The 24,402-nt window shown below is 67.5% G+C and carries 20 protein-coding genes; 2 read left to right on the top strand and 18 right to left on the bottom strand.

Annotated elements, in window-relative coordinates; all coding sequences use genetic code 11:
• Positions 1 to 65: 65 nt before the first annotated feature.
• The 16 genes from ACFVWG_RS07370 to ACFVWG_RS07295 all read right to left on the bottom strand — a co-directional run bounded on the left by ACFVWG_RS07370 (position 66) and on the right by ACFVWG_RS07295 (position 19,515).
• Entirely contained in the window at positions 66 to 635 is a 570-nt protein-coding gene (locus ACFVWG_RS07370; RefSeq protein WP_391542301.1) for a hypothetical protein, read from the bottom strand.
• Positions 636 to 739: 104 nt separating this feature from the next.
• A complete protein-coding gene (pstB, locus tag ACFVWG_RS07365) occupies positions 740 to 1,516 on the bottom strand; it encodes a phosphate ABC transporter ATP-binding protein PstB (RefSeq protein WP_391542300.1) in 777 nt (258 codons plus the stop codon).
• Positions 1,517 to 1,537: 21 nt separating this feature from the next.
• Positions 1,538 to 2,458 (bottom strand): phosphate ABC transporter permease PstA, encoded by a 921-nt coding sequence (gene pstA / locus ACFVWG_RS07360; protein ID WP_391542299.1) that lies wholly within the window; start codon positions 2,456 to 2,458, stop codon positions 1,538 to 1,540.
• Positions 2,455 to 3,621: a phosphate ABC transporter permease subunit PstC gene (pstC, locus tag ACFVWG_RS07355; protein ID WP_391542298.1), complete on the bottom strand. Its 1,167-nt coding sequence runs from the start codon at positions 3,619 to 3,621 to the stop codon at positions 2,455 to 2,457. Before pstC ends, pstA begins: the two co-directional genes overlap by 4 nt.
• Before the next feature lie 129 nt (positions 3,622 to 3,750).
• Positions 3,751 to 4,881, bottom strand: a complete 1,131-nt coding sequence (gene pstS / locus ACFVWG_RS07350; RefSeq protein WP_391542297.1) for a phosphate ABC transporter substrate-binding protein PstS — start codon at positions 4,879 to 4,881, stop codon at positions 3,751 to 3,753.
• A 225-nt stretch (positions 4,882 to 5,106) separates the two neighbouring features.
• The gene (locus tag ACFVWG_RS07345) at positions 5,107 to 6,387 is read right to left on the bottom strand and encodes a hypothetical protein (protein ID WP_391542296.1); all 1,281 of its coding nucleotides are present in this window, start codon (positions 6,385 to 6,387) and stop codon (positions 5,107 to 5,109) included.
• Between the two features lie 18 nt (positions 6,388 to 6,405).
• Complete coding sequence (locus tag ACFVWG_RS07340; protein WP_391542295.1) at positions 6,406 to 7,662, bottom strand: hypothetical protein; 1,257 nt, start codon at positions 7,660 to 7,662, stop codon at positions 6,406 to 6,408.
• Between the two features lies 1 nt (position 7,663).
• Positions 7,664 to 8,932, bottom strand: a complete 1,269-nt coding sequence (locus ACFVWG_RS07335; protein ID WP_391542294.1) for a hypothetical protein — start codon at positions 8,930 to 8,932, stop codon at positions 7,664 to 7,666.
• A gap of 11 nt (positions 8,933 to 8,943) precedes the next feature.
• On the bottom strand, positions 8,944 to 10,230 hold the full coding sequence (locus ACFVWG_RS07330) for a hypothetical protein (RefSeq protein ID WP_391542293.1): 1,287 nt from the start codon (positions 10,228 to 10,230) through the stop codon (positions 8,944 to 8,946).
• A gap of 112 nt (positions 10,231 to 10,342) precedes the next feature.
• Positions 10,343 to 11,605, bottom strand: coding sequence for a hypothetical protein (locus ACFVWG_RS07325; RefSeq protein ID WP_391542292.1), 1,263 nt, complete (start codon positions 11,603 to 11,605; stop codon positions 10,343 to 10,345).
• Positions 11,606 to 11,673: 68 nt separating this feature from the next.
• On the bottom strand, positions 11,674 to 12,954 hold the full coding sequence (locus tag ACFVWG_RS07320) for a hypothetical protein (protein WP_391542291.1): 1,281 nt from the start codon (positions 12,952 to 12,954) through the stop codon (positions 11,674 to 11,676).
• A gap of 137 nt (positions 12,955 to 13,091) precedes the next feature.
• Positions 13,092 to 14,360 (bottom strand): hypothetical protein, encoded by a 1,269-nt coding sequence (locus ACFVWG_RS07315; RefSeq protein WP_391542290.1) that lies wholly within the window; start codon positions 14,358 to 14,360, stop codon positions 13,092 to 13,094.
• 114 nt (positions 14,361 to 14,474) lie between these two features.
• On the bottom strand, positions 14,475 to 15,743 hold the full coding sequence (locus ACFVWG_RS07310) for a hypothetical protein (protein ID WP_391542289.1): 1,269 nt from the start codon (positions 15,741 to 15,743) through the stop codon (positions 14,475 to 14,477).
• Positions 15,744 to 15,852: 109 nt separating this feature from the next.
• Positions 15,853 to 16,317, bottom strand: a complete 465-nt coding sequence (locus tag ACFVWG_RS07305) for a bifunctional nuclease family protein (RefSeq protein ID WP_391542288.1) — start codon at positions 16,315 to 16,317, stop codon at positions 15,853 to 15,855.
• 150 nt (positions 16,318 to 16,467) lie between these two features.
• A complete protein-coding gene (locus tag ACFVWG_RS07300) occupies positions 16,468 to 17,346 on the bottom strand; it encodes an NUDIX domain-containing protein (protein WP_391542287.1) in 879 nt (292 codons plus the stop codon).
• Between the two features lie 9 nt (positions 17,347 to 17,355).
• On the bottom strand, positions 17,356 to 19,515 hold the full coding sequence (locus ACFVWG_RS07295) for an RNA degradosome polyphosphate kinase (protein WP_391542286.1): 2,160 nt from the start codon (positions 19,513 to 19,515) through the stop codon (positions 17,356 to 17,358).
• Between the two features lie 76 nt (positions 19,516 to 19,591).
• On the opposite strand from ACFVWG_RS07295, the gene ACFVWG_RS07290 reads away from it, so the two are divergent.
• Complete coding sequence (locus tag ACFVWG_RS07290) at positions 19,592 to 20,647, top strand: alpha/beta hydrolase (protein ID WP_391542285.1); 1,056 nt, start codon at positions 19,592 to 19,594, stop codon at positions 20,645 to 20,647.
• Between the two features lie 430 nt (positions 20,648 to 21,077).
• On the opposite strand, the gene mshD is transcribed toward ACFVWG_RS07290, so the two are convergent.
• A complete protein-coding gene (gene mshD / locus ACFVWG_RS07285) occupies positions 21,078 to 22,010 on the bottom strand; it encodes a mycothiol synthase (RefSeq protein ID WP_391542284.1) in 933 nt (310 codons plus the stop codon).
• A 145-nt stretch (positions 22,011 to 22,155) separates the two neighbouring features.
• Here mshD and ACFVWG_RS07280 point away from each other — a divergent pair, with 145 nt between their 5' ends.
• Positions 22,156 to 23,913: a bifunctional metallophosphatase/5'-nucleotidase gene (locus ACFVWG_RS07280; RefSeq protein WP_391542283.1), complete on the top strand. Its 1,758-nt coding sequence runs from the start codon at positions 22,156 to 22,158 to the stop codon at positions 23,911 to 23,913.
• Between the two features lie 55 nt (positions 23,914 to 23,968).
• On the opposite strand, the gene ACFVWG_RS07275 is transcribed toward ACFVWG_RS07280, so the two are convergent.
• Positions 23,969 to 24,274: a hypothetical protein gene (locus tag ACFVWG_RS07275; protein WP_391542282.1), complete on the bottom strand. Its 306-nt coding sequence runs from the start codon at positions 24,272 to 24,274 to the stop codon at positions 23,969 to 23,971.
• Positions 24,275 to 24,402 lie beyond the last annotated feature (128 nt).

Genomic DNA, 24,402 nt, shown 5'->3' with positions numbered 1-24,402 from the left:
CTGCATCCCTGAAATGACTGGCGCCGGGCAGCGTGAGCCACCCGGCGACCGTCAAGCCTTGAACGTCAGCGGTTGCCGACCAGACCGGTGGCGTAGCCGATGATGCCGAGGATCAGGAAGGCGATGCCGCCGATCCAGGCCACCTTGGCCAGCGTGTCCGACTGGCCCTGCTCGCGATACTTGCTCTGCGCGAACAGACCCAGGCCGATCGCTGCGGGGGAGCAGCAGAACCAGCAGACGATGCCGATGATCGACAGGATCATCGGGGTGTTGCTCGGCGCGGCCTGGGCGCCGTACCCGTAGCCAGAGTTCTGGCCGCCCGGGTAGGAGGCGTAGCCGCCCGCACCGGCGCCGGGCTGGCCGGGCTGCTGCCCGTAGGCGCCCGGCGTCTGCTGGCCGTAGCCAGGTGCCTGCGGCGGCTGCTGGCCGTAGCCGGGCTGGCCGGGCTGCTGGCCGTACTGTCCGGGCTGACCTGGGTAGGAGCCCGGCTGCTGCTGCCCGTAACCGGGCTGCTGCTGGCCGTAACCAGGCTGTGAGCCCGGCTGGCCGTACTGTCCCGGCTGGCCGCCCGGAGTCTGGCCCGGGGTGTCCTGCGGGTCGTTCTGGTCATCGCCGGGAGGCGTCGGAGTGCTCACCACTGTCCCTTCTGAAACGTCGAAGAATCCCTGCAGACTATCCGGGCCACAGGTTCAGGGTCACGTACCCGCGCCGCCGGGCGCGGGTACGTGACCTCGACGACTCAGCCGAAGCGGCCGGTGATGTAGTCCTCGGTGGCCTTCTCGGTGGGGTTGGAGAAGATCGCCTTGGTCGCGCCCATCTCGATCAGCCGGCCGGGTTTGCCGGTCGCGGCCAGGTTGAAGAACGCCGTCTGGTCGGAGACGCGGGCCGCCTGCTGCATGTTGTGCGTGACGATCACCACGGTGAACTTGTCCTTGAGCTTCTCGATCAGGTCCTCGATCGCCAGCGTGGAGATCGGGTCCAGGGCCGAGCAGGGCTCGTCCATCAGGATCACCTCGGGCTCGACCGCGATCGCCCGGGCGATGCACAGCCGCTGCTGCTGACCACCGGACAGACCGGCACCCGGCTTGTCCAGGCGGTCCTTGACCTCGTTCCAGAGGTTGGCGCCCTTCAGGGACTCCTCGACCACCTGGGTGAGCTTCTTCTTGTCCTTGACGCCGTTCAGCTTCAGGCCGGACGCGACGTTGTCGAAGATCGACATCGTCGGGAACGGGTTCGGCCGCTGGAACACCATGCCGACAACCCGCCGTACGGCGACGGGGTCGACGCCGTTCGCGTACAGGTCCTGCTGGTCCAGCAGCACCTTGCCCTCGACGCGGGCCCCCGGGATCACCTCGTGCATCCGGTTCAGGGTCCGCAGATAGGTGGACTTGCCGCAGCCGGACGGGCCGATGAACGCCGTGACCGAGCGGGGCTCGATCGTCATCGACACATCCTCGACGGCCTTGAAATCGCCGTAGTAGACGTTGAGGCCGCTGACCTCGATGCGCTTTGCCATATCGACTCAGAACCTCTCTGGTTACTTCGACTTGATGGTGCTGAACCGGGCGACCAGCCGGGCCAGGATGTTGAGAACAAGAACGAGCAGGATCAGCGTCAGGGCCGCCGCCCAGACCCGGTCCGCGGCCGGCTGCAGCGCCAGCTCGGTCCGGTCCTGGTTGATCATCGTCGGCAGGGCGCCCATGAAGCCGTTGAACGGGTTGGTGTTGATGTTCTTGGAGTAGCCGACCAGGATCAGCAGCGGTGCGGTCTCACCCATCACGCGGGCCAGACCGAGCATCACGCCGGTGACGATGCCGCCGAACGCGGTCGGCACGACCACCTTGAGGATCGTCTTCCACTTCGGCACCCCGAGCGCGTACGACGCTTCCCGGAGCTCGTCGGGTACCAGCTTCAGCATCTCCTCGGTGGACCGCAGTACGACCGGCAGCATCAGCAGCACCAGCGCCAGCGACACCGCGAACCCGACCCGGTTGAAGCCGAGGATCGTGATCCAGACCGCGTAGATGAACAGCGCGGCGACGATCGACGGGACACCGGTCAGGATGTCGACCATGAAGCTGACCGCCCGCGCGGCCTTCGTGCCCTTGCCGTACTCGACCAGGTAGACCGCGCCGAGCACCGCGATCGGTACGGCGATCACGGCCGTGATCAGCGACATGATCAGCGTGCCCATGATCGCGTGGTACGCGCCACCGCCTTCGCGGCGGACGGTGATACCGCGCTGCGACTGGCTCCACCAGTCGGCGCTCAGCAGCAGGTGATAACCCTTGCTGACAACGGTCCAGAGGATCCACACCAGCGGGATCAGCGCGATCACGAAGGCGGCCACGATCAGGACGGTCGCCAGCACGTTCTTGAAGGCGCGCGCACCGGACTTGCCGGTGAGGTCCAGCTCCTTGCCGTCGTAGGCCGGGCGGTTCTCGACGATGGCCGTCATACGGACGCTCCTTCTCCTGCGCGGCGGTTGCGGCGCGGACGCTTGGCGCCGGGGGCGCTGCGGGCGACGATGATGCGGGCCGCGGAGTTGACCAGGAACGTGACCACGAACAGCACCAGGCCGGCCGCGATGAACGCGCCGGTCTTCTCCGGGGTGTCGAACTCGGCGGCGTTGTTGGCGATCTTCGAGGCGAAGGTCTCGCCACCGGCGAAGATCGACGAGTTCCACGGGTCGTTGCCGTTGGGCACGGTCAGGATGATCATCACGGCGACGGTCTCACCGAGCGCGCGGCCGAGGCCGAGCATCGCGGCGCTCGTCACCCCGGAGCGCCCGTACGGCAGGACCGCCATCCGGATCATCTCCCACTTGGTGGAGCCCAGCGCCAGCGCGCCCTCGCGGTGCGCGATCGGGGTCTGCGCGAAGATCTCCCGGCTGATCGCCGTGACGACCGGCAGGATCATGATCGCCAGCACCACCGACACGGTGAAGATCACCCCGACGTTGTCGCCGATCGGCTTCTCGAACACCGGGATCCAGCCCAGTGCCGCCGAGATGCCGTTGATCACCGGCAGCAGGATCGGGGCGAAGAACAGCAGACCCCACAGGCCGTACACGATCGAGGGCACCGCGGCCAGCAGGTCGACCGCGTGCGCGACCGGGGTGGCGATCCGCTTCGGCGCGTAGTACGTGACGAACAGCGCGACCCCGATCGCGACCGGTACGGCGATCAGCATCGCGATGATCGAGCTGATCACCGTGGTGTAGAACAGCGCGGCGATCCCGAACCTCGGATCGGAACCGCCCGGTTCCCAGACCCGGGAGAACAGGAAGTTCGTGTTGTTGTCGGCCAGCGACGGGATCGCCAGCGCCAGCAGGAAGATGCCGACGAACGCCACGATCGCGACCACCAGGGCGCCGGAACCGCGGGCCAGGCCGGAGAACAACCGGTCGCCGAGATGACCGACCGGGCCGAGCTCGAGCTTCGGTCCGGTCTCATCGGCAGTCTTGGGGGTCTCGCCGTCGGCGTGCGCGGTGGCGATGGCGTCGAAGTGCGGGGCCGGGCCGGTAGGCCCGACGACCAGATCCTCGATCTGTGGTTCTGCTCCGGCGGCGGCCGGCTCCTCCGGCCGGTCGGGCGGGGCCGTGCCGTCTGGACTACTCATCGATGGTGCTCCAAGCGCCTTGGGTCATGGACTGCGGGGATCGGTCCGACGAGGCGAAGCCCCGGCCGTCCTTTTCGGACCGGCCGGGGCTCGCATCACTGCAGGTTCTTACTCAGCGGATCGGCTGGTTCAGCTGATCGTCTGGATGGCCGCGTCGACCTTGGCCCGGATCTCCTCCGGGAGCGGCGCGTAGTTCAGCTCGGTCAGCGCACCCTGGCCGTCCTTGCCGGCGAAGTAGCTCAGGAAGCTCTTCACCAGCGCGGTCTTCTCGGCCGGCAGGCCCTTGCTGCAGGCGATCTCGTAGGTGACCAGGATGATCGGGTAGGCCCCGGCCTCCTTGGTCGCGTAGTCCAGCTTCAGCGCCAGGTCGGACCCGGTGCCGGCCGGCTTCGCGGCGGCCAGCGCCTTACCGGCGGACTCGGCCGACAGCTCGACCGGGGTGCCCGAACCGTTGTCGATCTGCGCGACGCCGAGCTTGTTGTCGACGGCGTACGACCACTCGACGTACGTGATCGAGTTCTTGGTGCTCTTGACGCCCTCGGCGACACCGGCGGACTTCTCCTTGCCCGCGCCGGTACCGGTCCACTTCTTGGCCGGCTCACCCTTCCAGGCGCCACCACCGGCGGCCTTCAGGTACTTGGTGAAGTTCTCCGTGGTGCCGGACTCGTCCGAACGGAAGAACACCGAGATCGGGGCCGTCGGCAACGTCACGCCCGCGTTCAGCTTGGCGATCGCCGGGTCGTTCCAGGTCTTGATGTCACCCTGGAAGATCTTCGCGGCGGTCGCACCGTCGAGGACGAGCTTCTGCACGCCGTCGAGGTTGTAGGCGATCGCGACCGGGCCGATGACCATCGGCAGGTTCAGCGCCGGGTTGGTCTGGCAGCGCTTCGCGGCCTGCGCGGCCTCGGTCTCGCCGCCGTCCTTGGACTCGGTCTTCAGTGCCGAGTCGGAACCGGCGAAGTCGACCTGGCTGGCGTTGAACTGCTTGATGCCCGCGCCGGAACCGGTGGGGTTGTAGTTCACCGTGACCTTGTCGCAGGTCTCGTTGTACTTGCTGATGACCTCTTCGATCGCGTTCTTCTGCGCCGAGGAGCCTTCGGCGTTCAGCGTGCCCTGCGGGCAGTCGGCCGCGCCGGTCGAGGAGGAACCCGTGCTCGGGCTCGAGGAGCCGGACGGCTCCGGGTCACTGCCACAGGCGCTCAGAGCGAGCACACCGAGGGATGCCACGGCGACGGAGCCGACGCGGAGCAGGCGATTCACGAACACGAGAGTGTTGCCCTTCTGCGGGAATCAAGACTTCTGAACTTCCACAGACGGTAGGGAGACCAGATGACTGGGTGGCCCGTCGCCGGTAAACGACCGGTGAACGGTTCCGGCACCGTAAACGACGCCCGGCGTGCCACCAGGCAGCCATCAGGTGAACTGAGTTAGCGCTCGTCACTCTCCGTGCCGGAAAACGACCATTTGCTCACATTTCGGTAACGCTCAGCGCACTGTGAACGGGTACTCGAGTGAAGTCCCCGCCAGCACCGGCAAACCGTTCACCTTCACCGGCGGTGTGATGACCCGGTACCACGTCTGGTTCTGGCGCGTGGCACGGAACTGGAGCGTGAGCTTCCCGTTCGTGAGCGGCAGTTCGCGAACATACTTCCAGGTCTTGCCCTCGCGTCGCTGCAGTGCCGCCTTCATGCTGACCGCAGGCTGAGCCCACACCTTCAGCGTGACCATGCGCCCGGCGACCGTGTCGTAGGGCTCGATGCCGTAGGTGATGACGTTCGCGGTCGACTTCGAGGTCCGGGCAGTGGTCGAGGCAGCCGGCGTCAGCTTGATCGCCGACTGGGTGATCTGCTTCGCCGGCAGCACCCACACCCGGTACTGACGCTCGCCCAGCGAGGCGATGTCGGTGAAGAACGGGTCGCGGAGGTTCCCGGTATACCGGCCGTAGGTCTTCCACGGCGACGCGCTGTTCGGGCGGGCCTGCAGTTGCACCGGCACCGGCATGTTGGCCAGGTCCGACTTGAGTGTGGTCTTGATACCGATCTGCAGGCTGTAGATCCCCATCGCGGGCACGGCGGTCGAGGCCGACATCGTCCCCACCAGGACCCTGCGCTCCAGCCATGGGCCGTCGCCGTTCGACAAGTACGACTCGCCCCACTCGTTCCCGGCGTACAGGGTGATCGTGGCAGGCCGCGGTCGCGGCGGCACCGTGAACGAGGTCGCCCCGGCCGGAATCAACATCCGCTCGCTGGGTGAGCCCGGTACGACGATCTGGGCTCCCAGATACGTTTCCGAGGCTGGTCGATCCAGCGGGTCGTCGGGAGTCTGGTCCGCGATCGTGGGCTGTGTCCACCGGGCCAGCCGCACCGATCCGTCGGCCAGCAGGTCCGCGTCCTCGACGATCGGGTACACCGGAACGACAGCGTCGAACAACGGGCTCACAGCGGCGGCACTGAGGGTCTGATCGGCGCCCTTCGACTCGACTGTGACCCGGATGCGGTCGCGGTTGAGGAAGGCGGTCTGGCTCAGCACGACCTCGTTGTCCGCGCCGGCCGCCGGCGTGGCCTTCGTGAACCTCTGACCCTCGTTCACGTACTCCGCCCGGACCACGTTCGCTTCGCCGTTGTCCTTCCAGGTCACGCGAATCTTGTCACCCACCCAGGCGACCTGTACGTCGGTGGGTGCGTCCGGAGCGGCTGCCCAGGCTGGGGTCGAGAGGCCTGCGGTGAGGAGGGCCGCCGTTGTGGCGGTGGTGAGGATCTTGCGCATGAGGGATTCCTAGCTCGATCAGCGAACGGTAAGAGTGAAGGTCTTGGAGACGGACGCAGCCAACGGCAGTCCGTTATAGCCCAGCTTCGGTACGGTCACGCGGTAGCGCGTGGTAGTGCCACGACCCGCTGCCTTGAACGGGACAAGCGCCGTACCGTTCTTGATCTGTACGGCGGGGCCCGTGCGCCAGGCGCCGTTGGCCCAGTGCTGCAAGGTGCCGCGCACGGTCAGGCCCGGCTGGATCTTCACCGACAGGTTGACTGTCACCCCGACCTGGACCGTCGATCGGGTGAACCCGGCGACCGCGAACCGTGTCATGGTCTGCGACGACTTGGCCGACGTCGAGCCGGCCGGTACCAGCTCGATCGCACTGCCGCCGATCTTCTTCCGGGCCGGAACCCACAGCCGATACTGGCGTCCACCCAGCGACGCGATCCCTGTTTCGAAGGCGACCTGCGTGCCGCCGGTGTAGCGGCCGACCGTCTTCCACACCGCAGTGCTGGTCGGCCGCGCCTGCAGCTCCACCGGAAAGTCGATGTTCTCACTGGTGCCGACGAGCGTGCTCTCGATCTTCAGACGCTCGCTGAAAATCCCCTGCGCCGGTACGGCGATCCCCACCTTCAGGGTCCCGGCGTAGACCGCGCGCCCGGTGGGGTAGAGCTCGCCCCAGTTGTTCCTGGTGAAGATGTCGATCGTGGCCAACTGAGACTGCGCCGGAACGGTCACCGAGGTGACCCCGTTCGCCACCGGATACGTGCCGAGGGGATCCCCGCCGTACCGCTTCTCGACCCGTGCCTCGAACACATCCGCCGCACCATCCAGCGGGTCGCCGGGCGTCTTGTCCTCGGCCACCGTCGGCCGCCACCGCACCCGGACCGACCGATCGGCCAGCAGTTCGGCGTCGTAAACGTCCGGAGAAGCCGGCCGCCGTGTGTCGAATGCCGCGGACGCGGTCGGCGTCCCCCAGTTGCCAGCCGGGCCGCTCGCAACAGTGATCTGAACCTGGTCCTCGTCAAAGCGCAGCTTGCCGGGCGTCAGTACGAGCTCGTTCGTCTCGCCTTCGATCCGGCCACCGACGATGACACTCGTACCGGTCCGCGGGTACACGGCCCGAATGCTGTTCGCCGCCCCGTCGTCATTCCAGGTCACCCGAATCTTGCCGTCGTCCCAGCTGAGCTGCACATCGGTAGGCGCCTCCGAGGCTGCCCAAGCAGGCGTAGCCAGACCTGCAGTCATCAGTACGGCGGAAGCCGCGAGTACGGCGTACTTACGCATCTCAGACGACCTTGAGGGTGAAGGTTTGGCTGGTGGTGAACTCGACCGGCAGACCGTTGACCTTCACGGCGGGGGTCGCGATGCGGTACTTCTGGATCGTGCCGCGGCCGGCGGCGCGGATTGCCAGGTCGGCCTTGCCCTTGCTGTCGAGCTGTACAGCGCGCACGTAGCGCCACTGCTTGCCGTCCCACTTCTGCAGCGCGGCCTTGAGCGGTAGCGCGGGCGAAACGATGATCTTCCGATGCACGGTCACGCCGACCCGCGCCGTGTCCGCCGCGTAGCTGGTGCCGATCTCGGCGTACTTCCGCACGAACTGCGCAGCGGTCGAGGCCGGCGGAGTGAGCAGGATGACGTCGTCGCGGTACAGGAAACCCGCGGGGACCCACAGCCGGTACTCCTGAGCGCCCGCCGCGCCCGCGGATGTGAAGAAGAGCTTGCCGTCGATCTGGCCGCCGTTCCGGCTGACCTTCTTCCAGGGGCTGGAGCTGTTCGGACGAGCCTGGACCTCGACCTCGAAGACCTCGTTGCGGATGATCTCGGGGAAGGTGGCCAGCAGCTTGCTGTCCCAGTTGGTGGCCGTAAAACGGGCCGGCGGGGACAGTTTCGAGGTCGCGCTCATGGTTCCGACGCGCACGGTCTGGTACTCGCCGGCCGGTGTCGGTCCCCACTCGCTACCCGTGGAGAGCTTGATCGTCAGCGGACCACGGCGCACCGGGACATCGGCCGTCGTCACGCCCCGCACCACATACTCCGTCTGCTGGCCCGCGGCAGGACCAGTCACGGTCGCCTTCACCCAGGTGCCGGCCGGCTGGTCGAGCGGATCGTTCGGGGTCTCGTCCACGAAGGTGTCCCGCTGCCACCACACCCGCACCGAGGTGGTGGACAGCGACTCGGCCCTGTTGATCACCAGCTTGGGCACACGATGGGTGTCGAACAGTGGGCTGTGGGCCGGCTCGCTGTACGTCTGATCTGCCCCCACCGACCGCACCGAGATACGAACCTGGTTCCCGGCCTCGAAGGAGCTTGGGTTCAGGAAGACCTCGTTGGACGCGCTGGCCGTCGTCTCGGCCACGAGGTACCCGGTATCCGGATAGACCGCCAAGATCCGGTTCGCCTCGCCGTTGTCTTTCCAGGTGACGCGGACCTTGCCGTTATCGGCCCAGGACACCTGTACGTCGGTCGGTGCGTCCGGGGCAGCGGCCCAGGCGGTGCCGGACAGCCCGGCGGTGAGGAGAACGACGGCGGCCGTCGTGGCCAGTGTTTTGCGCATGTGCTGAGTTCCTAGCGGACGGTGAGAGTGAAGGGGGAGCTGGTGCTGGCCTCGACGGGGAGACCCTTGACCATCACTCGCGGAGTGAGGATGCGGTACTTCGTGGTGGTGCCGCGACCGGCGGCGCGGATCGCGATGTCCGCGTGGCCCTTGGCCAGTGCGACTTCGCGGGCGTAGCGCCACTGCTTGCCGTCCCAGCGCTGAAGCGCGGCCTTCATGTCGACCTGCGGCGACAGTTGCACGATCAGTTTGGTGGTCGCGCTCACCGGTGCCGAGGCCGGGAAGAACCCGGTCTTGCCGAAGAGCGCCAGCGTCAGTGAAGTCTTCACCGAGCTCGAAACCGGTCGCATGACCACGAGCGGCCGGTTGATCCAGGACCTGGTGGTGTAGGCCGGTACGAAGATGCGGTACTGCTGGCTGCCCTTCGAGAGGGCAGACATGGGGATCGGCGTCCCAGGCGTTCTTGCGTTGCGGTAGATCGTCTTCCAGGGGGCCGCACTGTTCGGCCGTGCCTGCACCTCTGCCTCGACAGCGTCTTGATCCGGCGTGAGGTCCTCGGGGCAGGCGCAGAGGTAGCGGTGCAGCGTGACGTCTCCGACGAAGTCCGTGTTGTAGGCCTGCTGGGGAAGGATCTTCGAGTCCATGCGGGTGATGCCGACGCGGACGGGTCCCGCGCCGGGCGACGTACCCCACTCGTTCCCTGCGGACAGCGTGATCGTCGACAGTTGCGGCGGGGCCGGAACGTCGAAAGGCAGGTCGTCGTCGAGCGGCATCGGATAGTGCTGTGGCTGCTCGGCGCCGGGTCCGGTGACAGTCGCCTTGACCCATGTCGCATCGTCGCGATCCAGCGGGTCGCCCGGGTTGGCATCCACGATCGGCTCCTGGGACCACACCAGCGCGACCGAAAGATCCGGCCGCATCGATGGCTGACGGATCTCCGGCCGGTACGGTCGCCGGGTGTCGAAGGACGTGCTCCCGCCCCTCGGTCCTTCAAAGCCGTCGGCATCGGTTGAGGTTACCGAGACCTGAGTGCTCTCATCCTCGGGGAAGATGCCGGGCGACACCAGGATCTCGTTGGGGTCGGTGATGGCAGGCCTGCCGAGCACTACCGCCTTGCCCCCGCCGTATACGCGAAGGATGTTCGCCTCGCCTTGGTCCTGCCAGGTCACCCGGATCTGGTCGCCGACCCACGAGACCCGCACCTGGGTCGGTCGCGGCGGTACCTCGGCCCAGGCTGGGCTGGCCAGGCCGGCGGTCAGGAGGACGGCGGCAGCCGTGGCGGCCGTGAGATTGCGCATGGGATCCCCAGGTGTGAACGCCTGGTGGTCACCCCTGCCGCCAGTGCGTGCTTGCAAAATAGCGCACGCACTGGCGGATGGTGCAAGTTGAATTGATTGCAGCTTCGTGCAATCAGCCGATGGTGATGGGGAAGGGGGAGCTGGTGGTGGGGTTGAGGGTGAGGCCGTTGACGGTGACGGCGGGGAGGGCGATGCGGTAGCTGAAGGAGCCGACGTCGTTGCCGACGTTGGCGTGCGTGAGCATGGTGCCGTTGGTGAACTGGACCGGGAAGACGTTGTTCCACTTGCCCTTGAGCAGGACCTGCAGGGTGCCGCGGACGGTGGCGGCGGGCTGGATCTTGGCCGTGATGTCCACGCGGGCGTGGCGGGCGGGGTGCGCCGGGGTGAAGCCCTTGCTGACGAACTTGATCAGCGTTTTGGAGGACTTGGCCGAGGTGGAGGTGGCCGGGGTCAGGGCGATGACGTTGCCGCTGACAACCTTCCGGGCCGGGACCAGGAGCCGGTACTCACGGTTGCCGAGTGAGGCGATCCCGGTGTCGAACGCGGTTGTGGTGTTACCGGCGTACCGGCCGTAGGTCTTCCAGGCGTCGGTGGATTTGGCGCGGGCCTGCAGTTCGACGGGGATGCCGCTGGCGCGTTCTTCGCGGCCTTCGCTGGTGAAGAGATCGAGCGTGCTCTTGATGCCGAGCCGCGACGAGTACACCGCGCTCGCGGGGACGCTGATGCCGGCGCCCATCGTGCCGACTCGCACGATCTTGGTGTCGGGGGTTTCGCCCCACTCGTTTCTTGCGACCAGCCTGATGGCCGCGGGACGGACCTGCGCCGGTACGACGCCGGACGTCGTACCGGCGGCGAAGCCGAAGCTGTCGGAAGCGCCGTTGGGGAGGGTCGCCTGGGCCTCGAAGGTCACGGCGACGGGGAGGTCCATCGGGTCGCCCGGTGTCGGGTCCGCCGTGCTGGGGGTCGTCCACGACAGGTTGACCTTCAGTTGGTCGGTCAGCTGGGCGTCGCGCAGACCCGGAGCCGACGGGCGCCGGGTGTCGAACCAGCCGGTCGGAGTCGAATTGCTGAAGTCGTCGCCGTTGGAAACGAGCAGCCGGACCCGATCCGCTGCGTCGAGCGTCGGCGGCAGGATCACCCGGTTGAGTTGTTGAGCCTCCGTGCCGGCGAGCCACTCGATCCGATGCGAGCTCTCGTACTCGACCCGGACGATATTGGCTTCGCCCTGGTCACCCCACTCGAGCTGGATCGTTCGATCGGTCGTCCAGCTGATGGTGACTCCGGTCGGTGCGTCCTGCGCCCCGGCCCAGGCCGGGGTCTGGAGGCCGGCGGAGAGAGCGGCGACGGCGGTCGCCGCGAGGACGAATTTGCGCATGGGGAACCTTTCAAAAGCACACACCGCCACGGCAGCAGGTGCTGTGGCGGTGTGTGGGGAGGGCTTGATCAGCGAACGGTCTGGTTGTAGCCGGGGCTCGTGTTGGCGTTGACGGTCAGGCCGTTGACGACGACCGTCGGGACGACGACGCGGAGGCGGATGGTGCCGAGCTCGGAGTCAGGGTCACTGCGGTAGTAGTAGGAACCCTTGGTGATCTGGATCTTGCCGTCGCTGTACCAGGTGTTGGTGTCCCAGTTCCAGTACTGCCAGGTGCCCCTGACGGTCACGGCCGGCAGGACCTTGAGCGAGAAGGTCCAGCGGGCGCCGGGCCGGGTGACGGTCGGGTTGAAGCCGCCACTGACGATCTTGACCAGGGTCTTGGAGGACTTGGCGCCCGTCGAGGCCGCCGGAGTCAGAAAAATGATGTTGCTGCTGACAACCTTCCGGGCCGGGACCCAGAGCCGGTACTGGCGGTTGCCGAGCGAGGCGATGCCGGTGTCGAAGGCGGCCGTGGTGTTCCCGGAGTAGCGGCCCCAGGTCTTCCAGGCGTCGGTGGACTTGGCGCGGGCCTGGAGCTCGACCGGGATACCGCTTGCGCGCTCCACGATGCTCCCAGTGCTGTGCATGAACAGCCAGCTCTTGATGGCGAGCCGGCTCGAGTACAGCGCCGATGCGGGAACCGTCATCCCGGCAGTGAGCGTGCCGAGCTTCACCGTCTTGGCGCCCTTGGCCTTGCCCCATGGGCTGGTCGAGCTCAAGGTGAGCGTGGTCGGCCGCGGCTGCGGCGCGACGGTGGCCGACGTGGTGCTGGTATCCCAGTGGCCAAGGCTGTCAGACGTGCCGTCGTAACGCAGGGCCGAGATCTCGACGCCTTCGTACGCCGGATTGTCCAGCGGGTCGTTCGGCGTGCCGTCCGTGGTGGCGGCCTGCGCCCACTTCATCTGAGTCGACAGATTCGCCGCGAGGTTCGCGTCCTGCAGCACCGGCGTGGCCGGGACGAGAGTGTCGAACTCGGGTGAGGGAGCCGAGGGGCTTTCTCCATCGGGGTTGGCAGACTTGACGATCAGCTTCACGTGATCCTTGGACGGAGCGAGAGCGCTCGCCGGAATCAGGACCTCGTTGGTATGGGTGGACGAGAGATCCACGTACTTGACTTCGTCGCCGCCCGGCAACTGCCAGTAGACCGCGTTGGCCAAGCCGTCGTCGGCCCAGGTCAGCTTGATGTTCTCGCTGTCGGCCCAGGCGATGGTGATGTCGGTCGGTGCGTCGGGAGCGGCGGCCCAGGCGGGTGCCTGCAGGCCGGCGGTCAGGAGGGCGGCAGCGGCCGCGGTCAGAGCAATCTTTCGCATGTGGAACCCCAGGTGAGAGCGCCTGGCGATCACCCCTGCCGCCAGTGCGTGCAGGAAAAGTAGCGCACGCACTGGCGGATCATGCAAGGCTTATTCGTTGCAGCTTCGTGCAATGGTGCCTAGTGCAACGAGCCCGGTCACTTGACGGTGAGGTTGTAAGCAGGGCTCGTGTTGGCGTTGACGGTCAGGCCGTTGACGCCGATCGTCGGGACGACGATGCGGACCCGGAGGGTGTAACGGTCGGTCTCGATGTCACCGCGCTCGACGTACGAACCCTTGGTGAGCGGCACGTCGACGACGGGGACCCAGCTGCTCCCGGTCCAGGCCTGCAGATGCGCCTTGACGGTCACGGCCGGTGCGATCTTCACCGAGAAGGTTGAGCGGCCGCCAACCCGGACGACCGACGGGCTGAAGCCGCCGCTGACGAACTTGACCAGGGTCGTGGAGGACTTGGCCGAGGTCGACGTGGCCGGGGTCAGCGCGATGACGTTGGTGCTGACCACCTTGCGGGCCGGGACCCAGAGGCGGTACTGGCGGTTGCCCAGGGACGCGATGCCGGTGTCGAACACGGCGGTCGTGTTACCGGCGTACCGGCCGTAGGTCTTCCAGGCGTCGGTGGTCTTGGCGCGGGCCTGGAGCTCGACGGGGATGCCGCTGGCGCGCTCTTCGCGGCCTTCGCTGGTGAACAGGTCGATGGTGCTCTTGATGCCGAGCCGGTCCGAGTAGAGCGCCTTCGACGGCACGGTGATACCGGCGCCGAGGGTGCCGAGCCGCACGCTCTTGGTGGCCCGGGTCGTGCCCCACTCGTTGCTGGCGAGCAGCTGGATCGATGCCGGCCGAGCCTGCGCCGGGATCGTGGCCGACGTCGCGCTCTTGTCGAGGTCGTAGCTGTTCGTGGCGGCGCCAGGCAGGTCGACGAACGCCTTGAGCGTCTCGCCCGTTGCGGGCAGGTCCAGCGGGTCACCCGGGTTCGGGTCCACGACGGCCGGCTGCGACCACTTGAGCTGGGTCGTCAGGTTCGTGGCCAGACTGGCGTCCTGAAGCACCGGCTGCCCAGGGACCTGAGTGTCGAACTCCGGCGTGGCCGCGCCTTCGCTCAGCTCACTTCCGGTGACGGACTTGACGACGAGCCGGGCCCGATCGGTGTTTCCGAGGGTCGTCGCCAGCACTACGTCGTTCGCATCGGTCGAGGGCACCGACGCGAGGAGCGTGACCACCGAGGTGCCCGGGTACTCGACGTAGACGTTGTTGGCCTCGCCGGCGTCCTTCCAGGTCAGCTGAATCTTTCCGCTGGACCAGCCGACGGTGACGTCGGTCGGAGCGGCGGGGGCCGCGGCCCAGGCGGGTACCTGCAGGCCGGCGGTCAGGACGGCGGCGGCAGCCGCCGTTACTGCGATTTTGCGCATGTGTCTTTCCCAGGGGAGAGCGCCTGACGATCACCCCTGCCGCCAGTACGCGAAGGAAAAAATAGCCTACGTACTGGCGGATCAGGTAAGCCGACGGCTTGCAGCTTCGTGCAATCAGCGCACGGTGAGCGTGAAGGCACCGCTCGTGGTCGGGCTCAGGGTCAGGCCGTTGACGGTGACCGCGGGCAGGCTGATGCGGAACTTGTAGGTGCCGCGGTCGGTGCCGGCGCTGCCGTGGACGACCAGGGATCCCTTGCTGAACTGGACCGCGAAGACGTTGCCCCAGGTCTTGCCGCCCCATTCCTGCAGCACACCCTTCACGGTGGAGGCGGGCTGAATCTTTGCGGTCAGGTCCGAGTTGGCGCCGGGCCTGGCCGTCCCGGGCGTGAAGCCGTTGCTGACGAACTTGATCAGCGTCTTCGAGGACTTGGCCGAAGTGGAGATGGCGGGGGTCAGGGCGATGGTGTTCGCGCTGACGGCCTTGCGGGCCGGGACCCACAGGCGGTACTGACGGTTGCCCAAGGACGCGATGCCCGTGTCGAAGGCGGCCGTCGTGTTACCGGCGTACCGGCCGTAGGTCTTCCAGGGGGCGGTGGCCGTGGCGCGAGCCTGGAGCTCGACCGGGATACCGCTGGCGCGCTCTTCGCGACCTTCGCTGGTGAACAGGTCCAGCGTGCTCTTGATACCGAGGCGCGAACCGTAGACCGCGCTCGCCGGAACGGTGACGCCGGCGCCGAGGGTGCCGAGGCGGACGATCCTGGTGTCCGACGGGCCGTAACCCCAGTCGTTGTAGGCGCTCAGCTTGATCGCCGCGGGACGTGCCTGCGGCGCGATGGTGCCCGACGTCGCACCGCGGTCGAAGTTGACGGTGGCCCCGTTCGCGCCCGGCAGGTCCACATCAGCGGTGACAGCGCCGTCGCCGGGGACGTCCAGCGGGTCGTTCGGCGTCGAGTCCGCGACCGCACCCAGCGTCCAGCTCAGCGTGGTCGTCAGGTTCGCGGCCAGGTTGGCGTCCTTGAGCGCCGGCGCGGCGGGGCGGTGGGTGTCGAACCAGTCCGACACGGCGCCTTCGCTCAGCTCACCGCCGACCTCGCTCTTGACGATGAGGCGGGTCTTGTCCGACTCCTTGATCCGGAAGGCCGGCAGCGAGAGGTCGTTCGGTGCGGTCTCGAGGACGGTCGCGGCGGCGTACGGCGCCTGGCCCTCCTGCTCGACGTACACGATGTTCTTGGCGTTGTCGTCCGCCCAGGTCAGGTGGACGTGCATGTCCACCAACGAGATCTTGAAGTCGGTCGGTGCGTCCGGAGCCGCGGCGAAGGCGGGGGTCTGCAGACCGACAGAGAGGGCAGCGACAGCCGTCGCCGCGAGGGCAAATTTACGCATCTGATCCCCAGGTGAGAACGCCTGACGATCACCCCTGCCGCCAGTACGTGACTCAGAAGGTAACAGTTCTACGGTGTAGACCGGAAAACCCGTTGTGCTGCGCAACCGCTCAGCTGGAGAAGTCTTCCGGGGCGACGCCGTCCAGGAACTGGCGGAAGCGCTCCAGCTCGGCCTGCTCCTCCTCCGGCGTGGCCACGCCGGCCTCGAGGAGGACCTGCTCGGTACAGCGGATGGGGGTGTTCAGACGGACCGCGAGCGCCACCGAGTCGCTCGGTCGTGCCGACACCCGGGCGCCGTTGTCCAGCAGGAGCTCGGCGTAGAAGACCGCGTCCCGGAGCTCGACGATCTCGACCGCCTCCAGGTGCACGCCCCAGGCCTCGATCAGATCCCGCATCAGGTCGTGGGTGAGTGGCCGGGACGGGCGCAGGCCCTGCTCCTCGTACGCGATCGCGGTCGCTTCGACCGAACCGATCGAGATCGGCAGGTAGCGGTAGCCCTCGGTCTCGCGCAGCATCATCACCGGGGCCCGGTTGGGCGATTCCATCCGGATCCCGATCAGTGTCAGTTCTCGCATCATCGTCATGGTGCGACCTCTCCTCAGACCGGCACCCGGTGGGGCGCCGGTTCCTCGGTAGGAACATACCCGTCGCTTCCAGTGTCCCCCGGACACCCCTGCGGCTGTGCCTGGATCGACACCGAGCCGTGTCTCTGGTGTTGCGAGACGCTACGGAGCGCGGAACCGCTCGTGCAGGAGCCGGCCGTCGGTCAGCCGGTGGGCGACCAGGAAGGCGCCAGGGGCGAACTTGCCCACCTTCAGCCCCAGCTCGCGCTGGAGTGCGGGCAGCACTGGCCGGTGCGAGCACACGGCGGTCACCCGGCCGGCCTTCCAGGCCCGCTCGCGCAGACCACGCAGGGCGTGCGGATCGGCGTCGTACCCGCGCTCTGAGATCTCTGGCCAGAGGTGCATGTGCCGTTCGATCGCACTGGCGTACGGGAGCAGTGTGGACGTGCAGCGCTCAGCGTCACTGCTCATCAGCCGGTCGGCGCCGAGAGCAGCCAGTACGTCGCTCAGCCGCGTGGCGACCGCCGTACCGGTGGAGGTGAGTGGGCGGAGGGTGTCTTTGCCGTCCCAGTCCTTGCGCTTCACTGCCTCCGCATGGCGCACAAGCACCAACGTGGACTCGACAGGCGCCATGCCGTCCAGCGTGTCCACGATGTCCACGTCGCGGGGGTAGCTGAGGCGCGCACGCGCGTCCTTCACTGGCAACCACTCGATCTGGTCGACCTCGTCGCTCGGCTGGAAGGCACCGTCCGCAGTCGGTACGGCGGACCAGTAGTGCACCAGCTTCTCCGCCTCGCTGCCGTTCTTGCGGATCGGATAGCGCTGCACACCGAGTGGGGGGCCGAGAAGCACCTGTACGCCGGTCTCCTCCTCGATCTCCCGTCGGGCCGCCAGCAGCACATGCTCGTGCTGCGTGAGCTTGCCCTTCGGGAGGGACCAGTCGTCGTACCGGGGGCGGTGCACCAGCAGCACCTCGCGGGTGCCGCGGCGCTCACGCCAGACCACACCACCCGCAGCGATGACGGTCGCTGGGTTGCTCATATCTCTAACCTACGTAATCGGATCGGCAGTTCTGCGGCGGCCACGGGTGGCGATCAGTCTTTCCTGCAGGTCGCGCAGCGGTTCGCCCTCCGGCGTGGTCAATCGGGCTTCCCAGGTGTTGTCCGGCTGCAGCCACCACGACTGCGTGCCCTCGTCGAGCGCCATGTCGAACATCTCGCGGATCTCGGCGATGTGGTCGGTCTCCTTCAGCTGCACGAGCACCTCGACGCGGCGGTCCAGGTTGCGGTGCATCAGGTCGGCCGATCCGATCCAGGCCTCGGGTTCGCCGCCGTTCTCGAACCAGAACACCCGGCTGTGCTCGAGGAACCGGCCCAGGATGCTGCGGACCCGGATGTTGTCCGAGAGCCCTTCGATACCCGGCCGGATGGTGCAGATGCCACGGATCCACAGGTCGACCGGTACGCCGGCCTGCGACGCCCGGTAGAGCGCGTCACACAGAGCCTCGTCGACCAGGCTGTTCACCTTGATCCGGACCCGTGCCGGACGACCGGCGTGGTGATGCTGGACCTCGCGGTCGATGCGCTCGATCAGACCACGCCGTACCGACTGGGGCGCCACCAGGATCCGGCGGTACCCGGCGTTGCGGGCGAAGCCGGACAGGTGGTTGAACAGGTGGGCGACGTCCTCGGTGACCACCTTGTCACTGCTGAGCAGACCGAGGTCTTCGTAGAGCCGGGCGGTCTTGGGGTGGTAGTTGCCGGTGCCGATGTGCACGTAGCGGCGCAGGCCGTCCGGCTCGTCCCGAACCACCATGGACAGCTTGGAGTGCGTCTTGAGCCCGATCACGCCGTACACGACGTGACAGCCGGCGTGCTCGAGCTGACGGGCCCATTTGATGTTCGCGGTCTCGTCGAAACGGGCCTGGATCTCGACCAGTACCAGCACCTGCTTGCCGGCCTCGGCCGCGTCGATCAGGGCATCGACGATGGGGGAGTCACCGGAGGTGCGGTACAGCGTCTGCTTGATCGCCAGCACATGCGGATCGGCGGCCGCCTGCTCGATGAAGCGCTGCACGCTGGTCGAGAAGGAGTCGTACGGGTGGTGGACCAGGACGTCGCGCTGCTTGAGCGCGTAGAACATGTCCGCCGGGTTGGCTGTCTCCACCTCCGCCAGGTGCGGGTGGGTGGACGGGACGAACGCCGGGTACTTCAGCTCGGCGCGGTCCAGACCAGCGATCGTGAACAGGCCACGCAGGTCCAGCGGACCGGGCAGCTCGAACACCTCAGCCTCTTTGATCCCCAGCTCCGACAGCAACAGAGCCTTCACCTGCGGGTCGATCGACTCCTCGACCTCGAGCCGGACCGGCGGCCCGAACCGGCGGCGCAGCAGCTCCTTCTCGAGCGCTGCCAGCAGGTTCTCCGCGTCGTCCTCCTCGACCTCGAGGTCCTCGTTGCGGGTCACCCGGAAGGTGTGGTGCTGGGTGACCTCCATGCCCGGGAACAACTGGTCCAGGTGGACCGCGATCACGTCCTCCAGCGGGACGAAACGGCCCTCGGCCACCTGCACGAACCGCGGCAGCAGCGGCGGCACCTTCACTCGCGCGAAGTGCTCACCGCCGGTGTCGGGGTTGCGGACCACGACGGCCAGGTTGAGGCTCAGGCCGGAGATGTAGGGGAACGGGTGCGACGGGTCGACCGCCAGCGGGGTCAGCACCGGGAAGACACGCTCCCGGAAGAACCGGGTCATCTCCTCGCGCTCGCTGTGCTCCAGATCGACCCAGCGCAGGATGTCGATGCCCTGCTCGGTCAGCGCCGGCTGGACCACCTTGCGCCAGGTGTCGGCCTGCCGGTCCATCAGCTCGCGGCTGCGGGACAGGCTGCGGTCGAGCACCTCGCGGGGGAGCAGCCCACTGGCCGCCTTCACCGCGACTCCGGCCGCGATCCGGCGCTTCAGACCGGCCACCCGGACCATGTAGAACTCGTCCAGGTTGCTGGCGAAGATGGCCAGGAACTTGGCCCGCTCGAGCAACGGGACCGTGTCGTTCTCGGCGAGCTCCAGCACCCGCTGGTTGAACGCCAGCCAGCTCAGCTCGCGATCGGAGAAGCGATCCGCCGGGAGATCACCGGCCGCCGCGATGTCGTACGGCGGTTCGACGTCGTACTCGCGATTATGGGACGCCAGCAAATCTCCAGCCACGTTGGACAGCATCCCATCCTTTGGTGAACACGAGGTGGCGGAGGGCATGTCGGCACCGGCCTGGATCTTGTTGCTAGCGTCACTCCTTGTGAACCCTCGACTGGACGCCTTGCTCCGCAGCACCGTGTCCGCCGTACAGGCGAACGCGCTGACACCGCTCTACGCGCTGCCCACCGCCGTCCGGCGGCGCCTCGCCGGCGCCCCGATCCAGATCGACGGGAACACCCTGGACCCCGAGATCCAGCTGCTGGTGCGCGTGGACGGGTTGTTGCCCGGCACAACGAAATCGGAGGCGGCCGCGGCCCGGTCGTCGTTCCGGAGCGTGAACAAGCTGATCGCCGGTCACCCACGGGAGCTACAGCGTGTGACCGATCTCACCGTCCGCGGCGCGGATGGTCAGCTCGGTGCGCGGCTCTACGTTCCCCGCAACGCCGGGCGTGGTCTGCTGGTCTTCTTGCACGGTGGCGGTTGGGTCGTCGGCGACCTCGACACTCATGACTCGCTGTGCCGCATCATTGCCGACGACGCCGGCATCCGCGTGTTGTCGGTCGACTACAGGCTGGCTCCGGAGGCTCCGGCCCCTACTGCCGCTGAGGATGCGATCGCGGCCTTCACCTGGGCTGTCGAGCACGCCGAGGACCTGGGTGTCGATCCTGCTCTGGTGGCGGTAGGTGGCGACAGCGCCGGTGGGAACCTGGCCGCTGTGGTGGCGCAGCAGTCCGTCGCTCGCGACTTCGCCCGACCGGCGCTGCAGGTGCTCCTCTACCCCGCCGTCGACCTGGTCGGCCGTCGCCCCAGCCGAGACCTCTTCGGCGAGAACCTCATCCTCACTGAGGAAGACATCCTCTGGTACCGCGAGCTCTACACCCCTGACCCGCTGTTGCGCCCCGACCCCGTCGTCTCGCCCCTCCTCGCCAAAGACCTCACCGGCCTCCCGCCCACCCTCATCACCACCGCCGGCTTCGACCCCCTCCGAGACGAAGGCGTCGAGTACGCCGAAGCCCTCAAGTCCGCAGGCGTGGACGTAACCCACCTGGCCCACAACACCCTCCCCCACGGCCACTACAACCTGGTAACCATCCCCGGAGCCACCGCCGCCGCCCTGACCGCCCTAACCACCCACCTCCGAACCGCCCTCCACTAACGCTCGCGCCAGCACCGCCGTACCAGCCGGGGCAACGCTCGCGCCAGCACCGCCGTACCAGCCGGGGCAATTTGAACGGATATCCCCGCAAGTGGACGGTTCTCTGCTCAAATTTTGAGGGGAGAACCAGCACATTGAGGGGAGATCCGCTGAAATTGCGGAGGGCGGAGGGCGGAGGGCGGAGGCGCGGGCGCGGCGAAGCCGGGGTGCGGGCGGCGTACGGATCAACGGGTAGTGGTCGCTGTGAGGCGGCATCTGGGAACACCCGGTACGCCGTGATGTCCGCGGTACGGCCGACGACTACCCGTTCGTCGGTACGCCGCAACGCGCGGTCGTCAGCGAGGTTGTGGATAAGGCCAGGAGCCGTCCGGCTGGGGGGTTAGAGGCGCGGACGGCTCCTGGTTGGTGGTGGGACGGGTGGGCGTGGGGATTATGACGCGGAGTGAGAGGGTGAACTCGGTGTGGCGTCGGTCACGGGGGTGTATTGGACGTGCTGGGCGGCAGTGGTGAAGCCGAGGGTTTCGTAGAGGTGGCGGGCTGGGGTGTTGGTGCCGTCGACGTAGAGGGTGATTGTGTCGAGGGCGCGGGTGGTTTGGAGGTGGGTGAGGCCTTGGAGGGTGAGGGCTTTACCTAGGCCGGCGCCTTGGTGGGTGGGGGAGACGCCGACGACGTAGACCTCGCCGACGCCGTCTTCGACCTTGGTCCAGTGGTAGCCGGCGAGGTTGCCTTCGGCATCTATGGCGAGGAAGAAGCCTTCGGGGTCGAACCAGGGCTGGTGGAGGCGGTCGGTGAGGTCGGACTGGGTCCAGGAGCCTTGTTCGGGGTGGGTGGCGAAGGCTTCGCTGTTGACCTTGAGCCAGGCTGCGTCGTCCTGGCCGGGGACGAAGGTACGGACTGTGATGCCGTCGGGCCAGACCGGGGCGGGGAGGTCGGCGCGGGTACGGCGGAGGAAGAAGAGTTCACGGGATACCTCGAGCCCGAGGCGGGCGGCGAGTTCGTCGGCGCCGGGGAGGCGGCCGTGGGCCCAGACGGCGAGGCGGGGGCCGGCGTGGTCGAGCAGCATGCGGAGGAGCGCCGTACCGGTGCCTTTGCGGCGGGCTGCGGGGGTGACTACGAGTTCGGCTGAGCCTTCGGGAGAGAGGGCGGCGTAGCCGATCAGGTTGCGGGTGGTGGGTTCGATGGTGCCGAGATGTCCGTCGTAGGCGAGGACGTGCAGGTCGCCGGGATGCTCGCCGTCGAGGTGCAGGAGGGTGCGCTCGTCGAGCGGGTTCACGCCGTCGCTCTGTGCGGCCGTGTGAGCGAGCTCTGTGACGGCGGAGGCGGTAGCCGGGGGCAACGGTGAGGGAACTGCTTCGAGGGTCACGGGAATACCGTAAAAGGTCCGGCTCAGTTCATGCTCAAGTCCTTGGAAGGTCAACGACTCCTCAGGTAATTTCTCGGGACTGCGCGGCAAATCTCGCGGTGCTCGCTACAACGACGGAGTTGACATGGCCTTGACAGGACGAGACATGAAGTGGCTGAACCGACGGCGGGCCGTCGGCCTGGTCACCGTCGGCGCGGTTGCGGTGCTCGGCTTGGCCACGGGGGGAACCGTGACCCAGGCACACCCGGCACGACCGAAGCCGACGCACACCCAGATCCAGCTGCTCGCCATCAACGACTTCCACGGCAACCTTGAGGCACCGACCGGCTCGAGTGGCAACATCAACGGGGTTCCGGCCGGTGGGGCGGCCTTCCTCGCCACGCACCTGAAGGACCTGCGGCTCGAGGCCGAGGCGAAGGGGCAGGACTCGGTCACGGTCGCGGCGGGTGACCTGATCGGGGCGTCGCCGCTGCTGTCGGCCGCGTTCCACGACGAGCCGACCGTCGAAGCGATGAACGAGATGGGTCTGGACGCCACCTCGGTCGGCAACCACGAGTTCGACGAGGGCTGGCGTGAGCTGCTCCGGATGCAGAGCGGTGGCTGCCTGAAGGACGGCGACGGGCAGAACAACCAGAACTCCTGCCCGGACAAGAAGCACCCGTTCCAGGGCGCCGACTTCAAGTACCTGTCGGCCAACGTGTTCTACGAGAACACCAAGAAGACGCTGTTCAAGCCGTACACGATCAAGACCTTCGACGACGGCCGCAAGGTCGGCTTCATCGGCATGACGCTGGAGAACACGCCGAACATCGTCACCAAGTCCGGCGTCGAGGGGCTGACCTTCAAGGACGAGGTCGAGACGGCGAACGCGCTGGTCCCGGAGCTGAAGAAGAAGGGTGTGGAGTCGATCGTCGTGCTGCTGCACGAGGGCGGCTTCCCGGCCGACCCGAAGGCGTACGACAGCTGCCCGGGGATCTCCGGCCCGATCGTCGACATCAACGCCGGGCTCGACCCGGAGATCGACGCGATCATCTCCGGTCACACCCACCAGGGCTACAACTGCTCGCTGCCGGACAAGGCCGGTCAGCCGCGGCTCGTCACCAGCGCCTCGTCGTTCGGCCGCCTCATCACCGAGGTCCGGCTGAGCATCGACAACGCGACCGGTGACGTCGACCGGCTGAACACGCTGGCCAACAACGAGATCGTCACCCGTGACGTGCCGGCCGACCGCCGGGTCAGCGAGCTGGTCAGCAAGTACCAGACGCTGGTCGCCCCGATCTCGAACAAGGTCATCGGTCACATCACCGGTACGGCGGTGTCGCGGACCCCGGACGACTCGCTGGAGTCCCCGCTGGGCAACCTGATCGCGGACGGTCAGCTGGCCGACCCGTCGGTGGTGTCGGGCGGCAAGGCGCCGGTGGCGGCGTTCATGAACCCGGGCGGGATCCGGGCCGACCTCGCGTCGAACGCCGGTGAGGTCACCTTCGGGCAGGCCTTCACGGTGCAGCCGTTCAACAACTTCCTCGTCTCGATGGACATGACCGGCGCGCAGATCACGGCGCTGCTCGAGCAGCAGTTCGCCGGGCTGAACGGTCCGGAGGCCGGCAAGTTCAAGGTGCTCCAGGTCGCGGGCATCACCTACACCTGGAACCCGGCCGCCGCGGCGGGGTCGAAGATCGTGGCCGGCTCGGTGAAGATCGCCGGACAGCCGCTGGTGGACGCGACGTCGTACCGGATCGTCACGAACAACTTCCTGTCCGATGGTGGCGACGGGTTCGGGGCGTTCAAGACCGCGACGAACAAGGTCTTCGGCGGGCTCGACATCGATGCCTTCGCCAACTACCTGACCGCGCACGACCCGTACACGCCGGGCGCGACCGACCGCATCTCGATCGGCTCCTGACCTGACGCCGGCGAGTGCGTCGCCTCAGCGCGGCGCACTCGCCGGAAGCGGAGTGCTACAGGAAGAACTTGAGCAGCACGAAGGCCAGCGCGCACGCGGTGGTGATCGCGGACAGGCCGCCGAAGCCGCGCCGGAAGGCGGCACCGAAGACGGCCAGCGTGAGCGGGACCAGCATCACCAGGAGTGTGACGCCGGCCGCATGGATGCCGACGTGCGCCCGGCCGCTGAGCACGAGACCGAGGATCATCGCGAAGGTGAGGCCGAGCCAGGTGGACCGGCGGATCGGTCCGTCAGTTGTGCGGTGACCGCGGTGCGAAGCGCGGGTCGCGCGGCGATGCGAGGTCGGAGCAACGTGCGCCATCGAGGATCGGTGACCTTCCGTGGAACGACGGAATACGCAAGGTAGCAGGATCCTTGACAGTCGTAAAAGACCGTCGCCTCACCAGTCACACCACACTTCTCGTGTCACAGCACCGGTCTAGATCGGCT

This window comes from Kribbella sp. NPDC058245, assembly GCF_042882005.1.
GTDB lineage: Bacteria > Actinomycetota > Actinomycetes > Propionibacteriales > Kribbellaceae > Kribbella.
The sequence above is the reverse complement of the archived record's forward strand: the minus strand, read 5'-3'. Positions and strand labels throughout refer to the sequence as shown.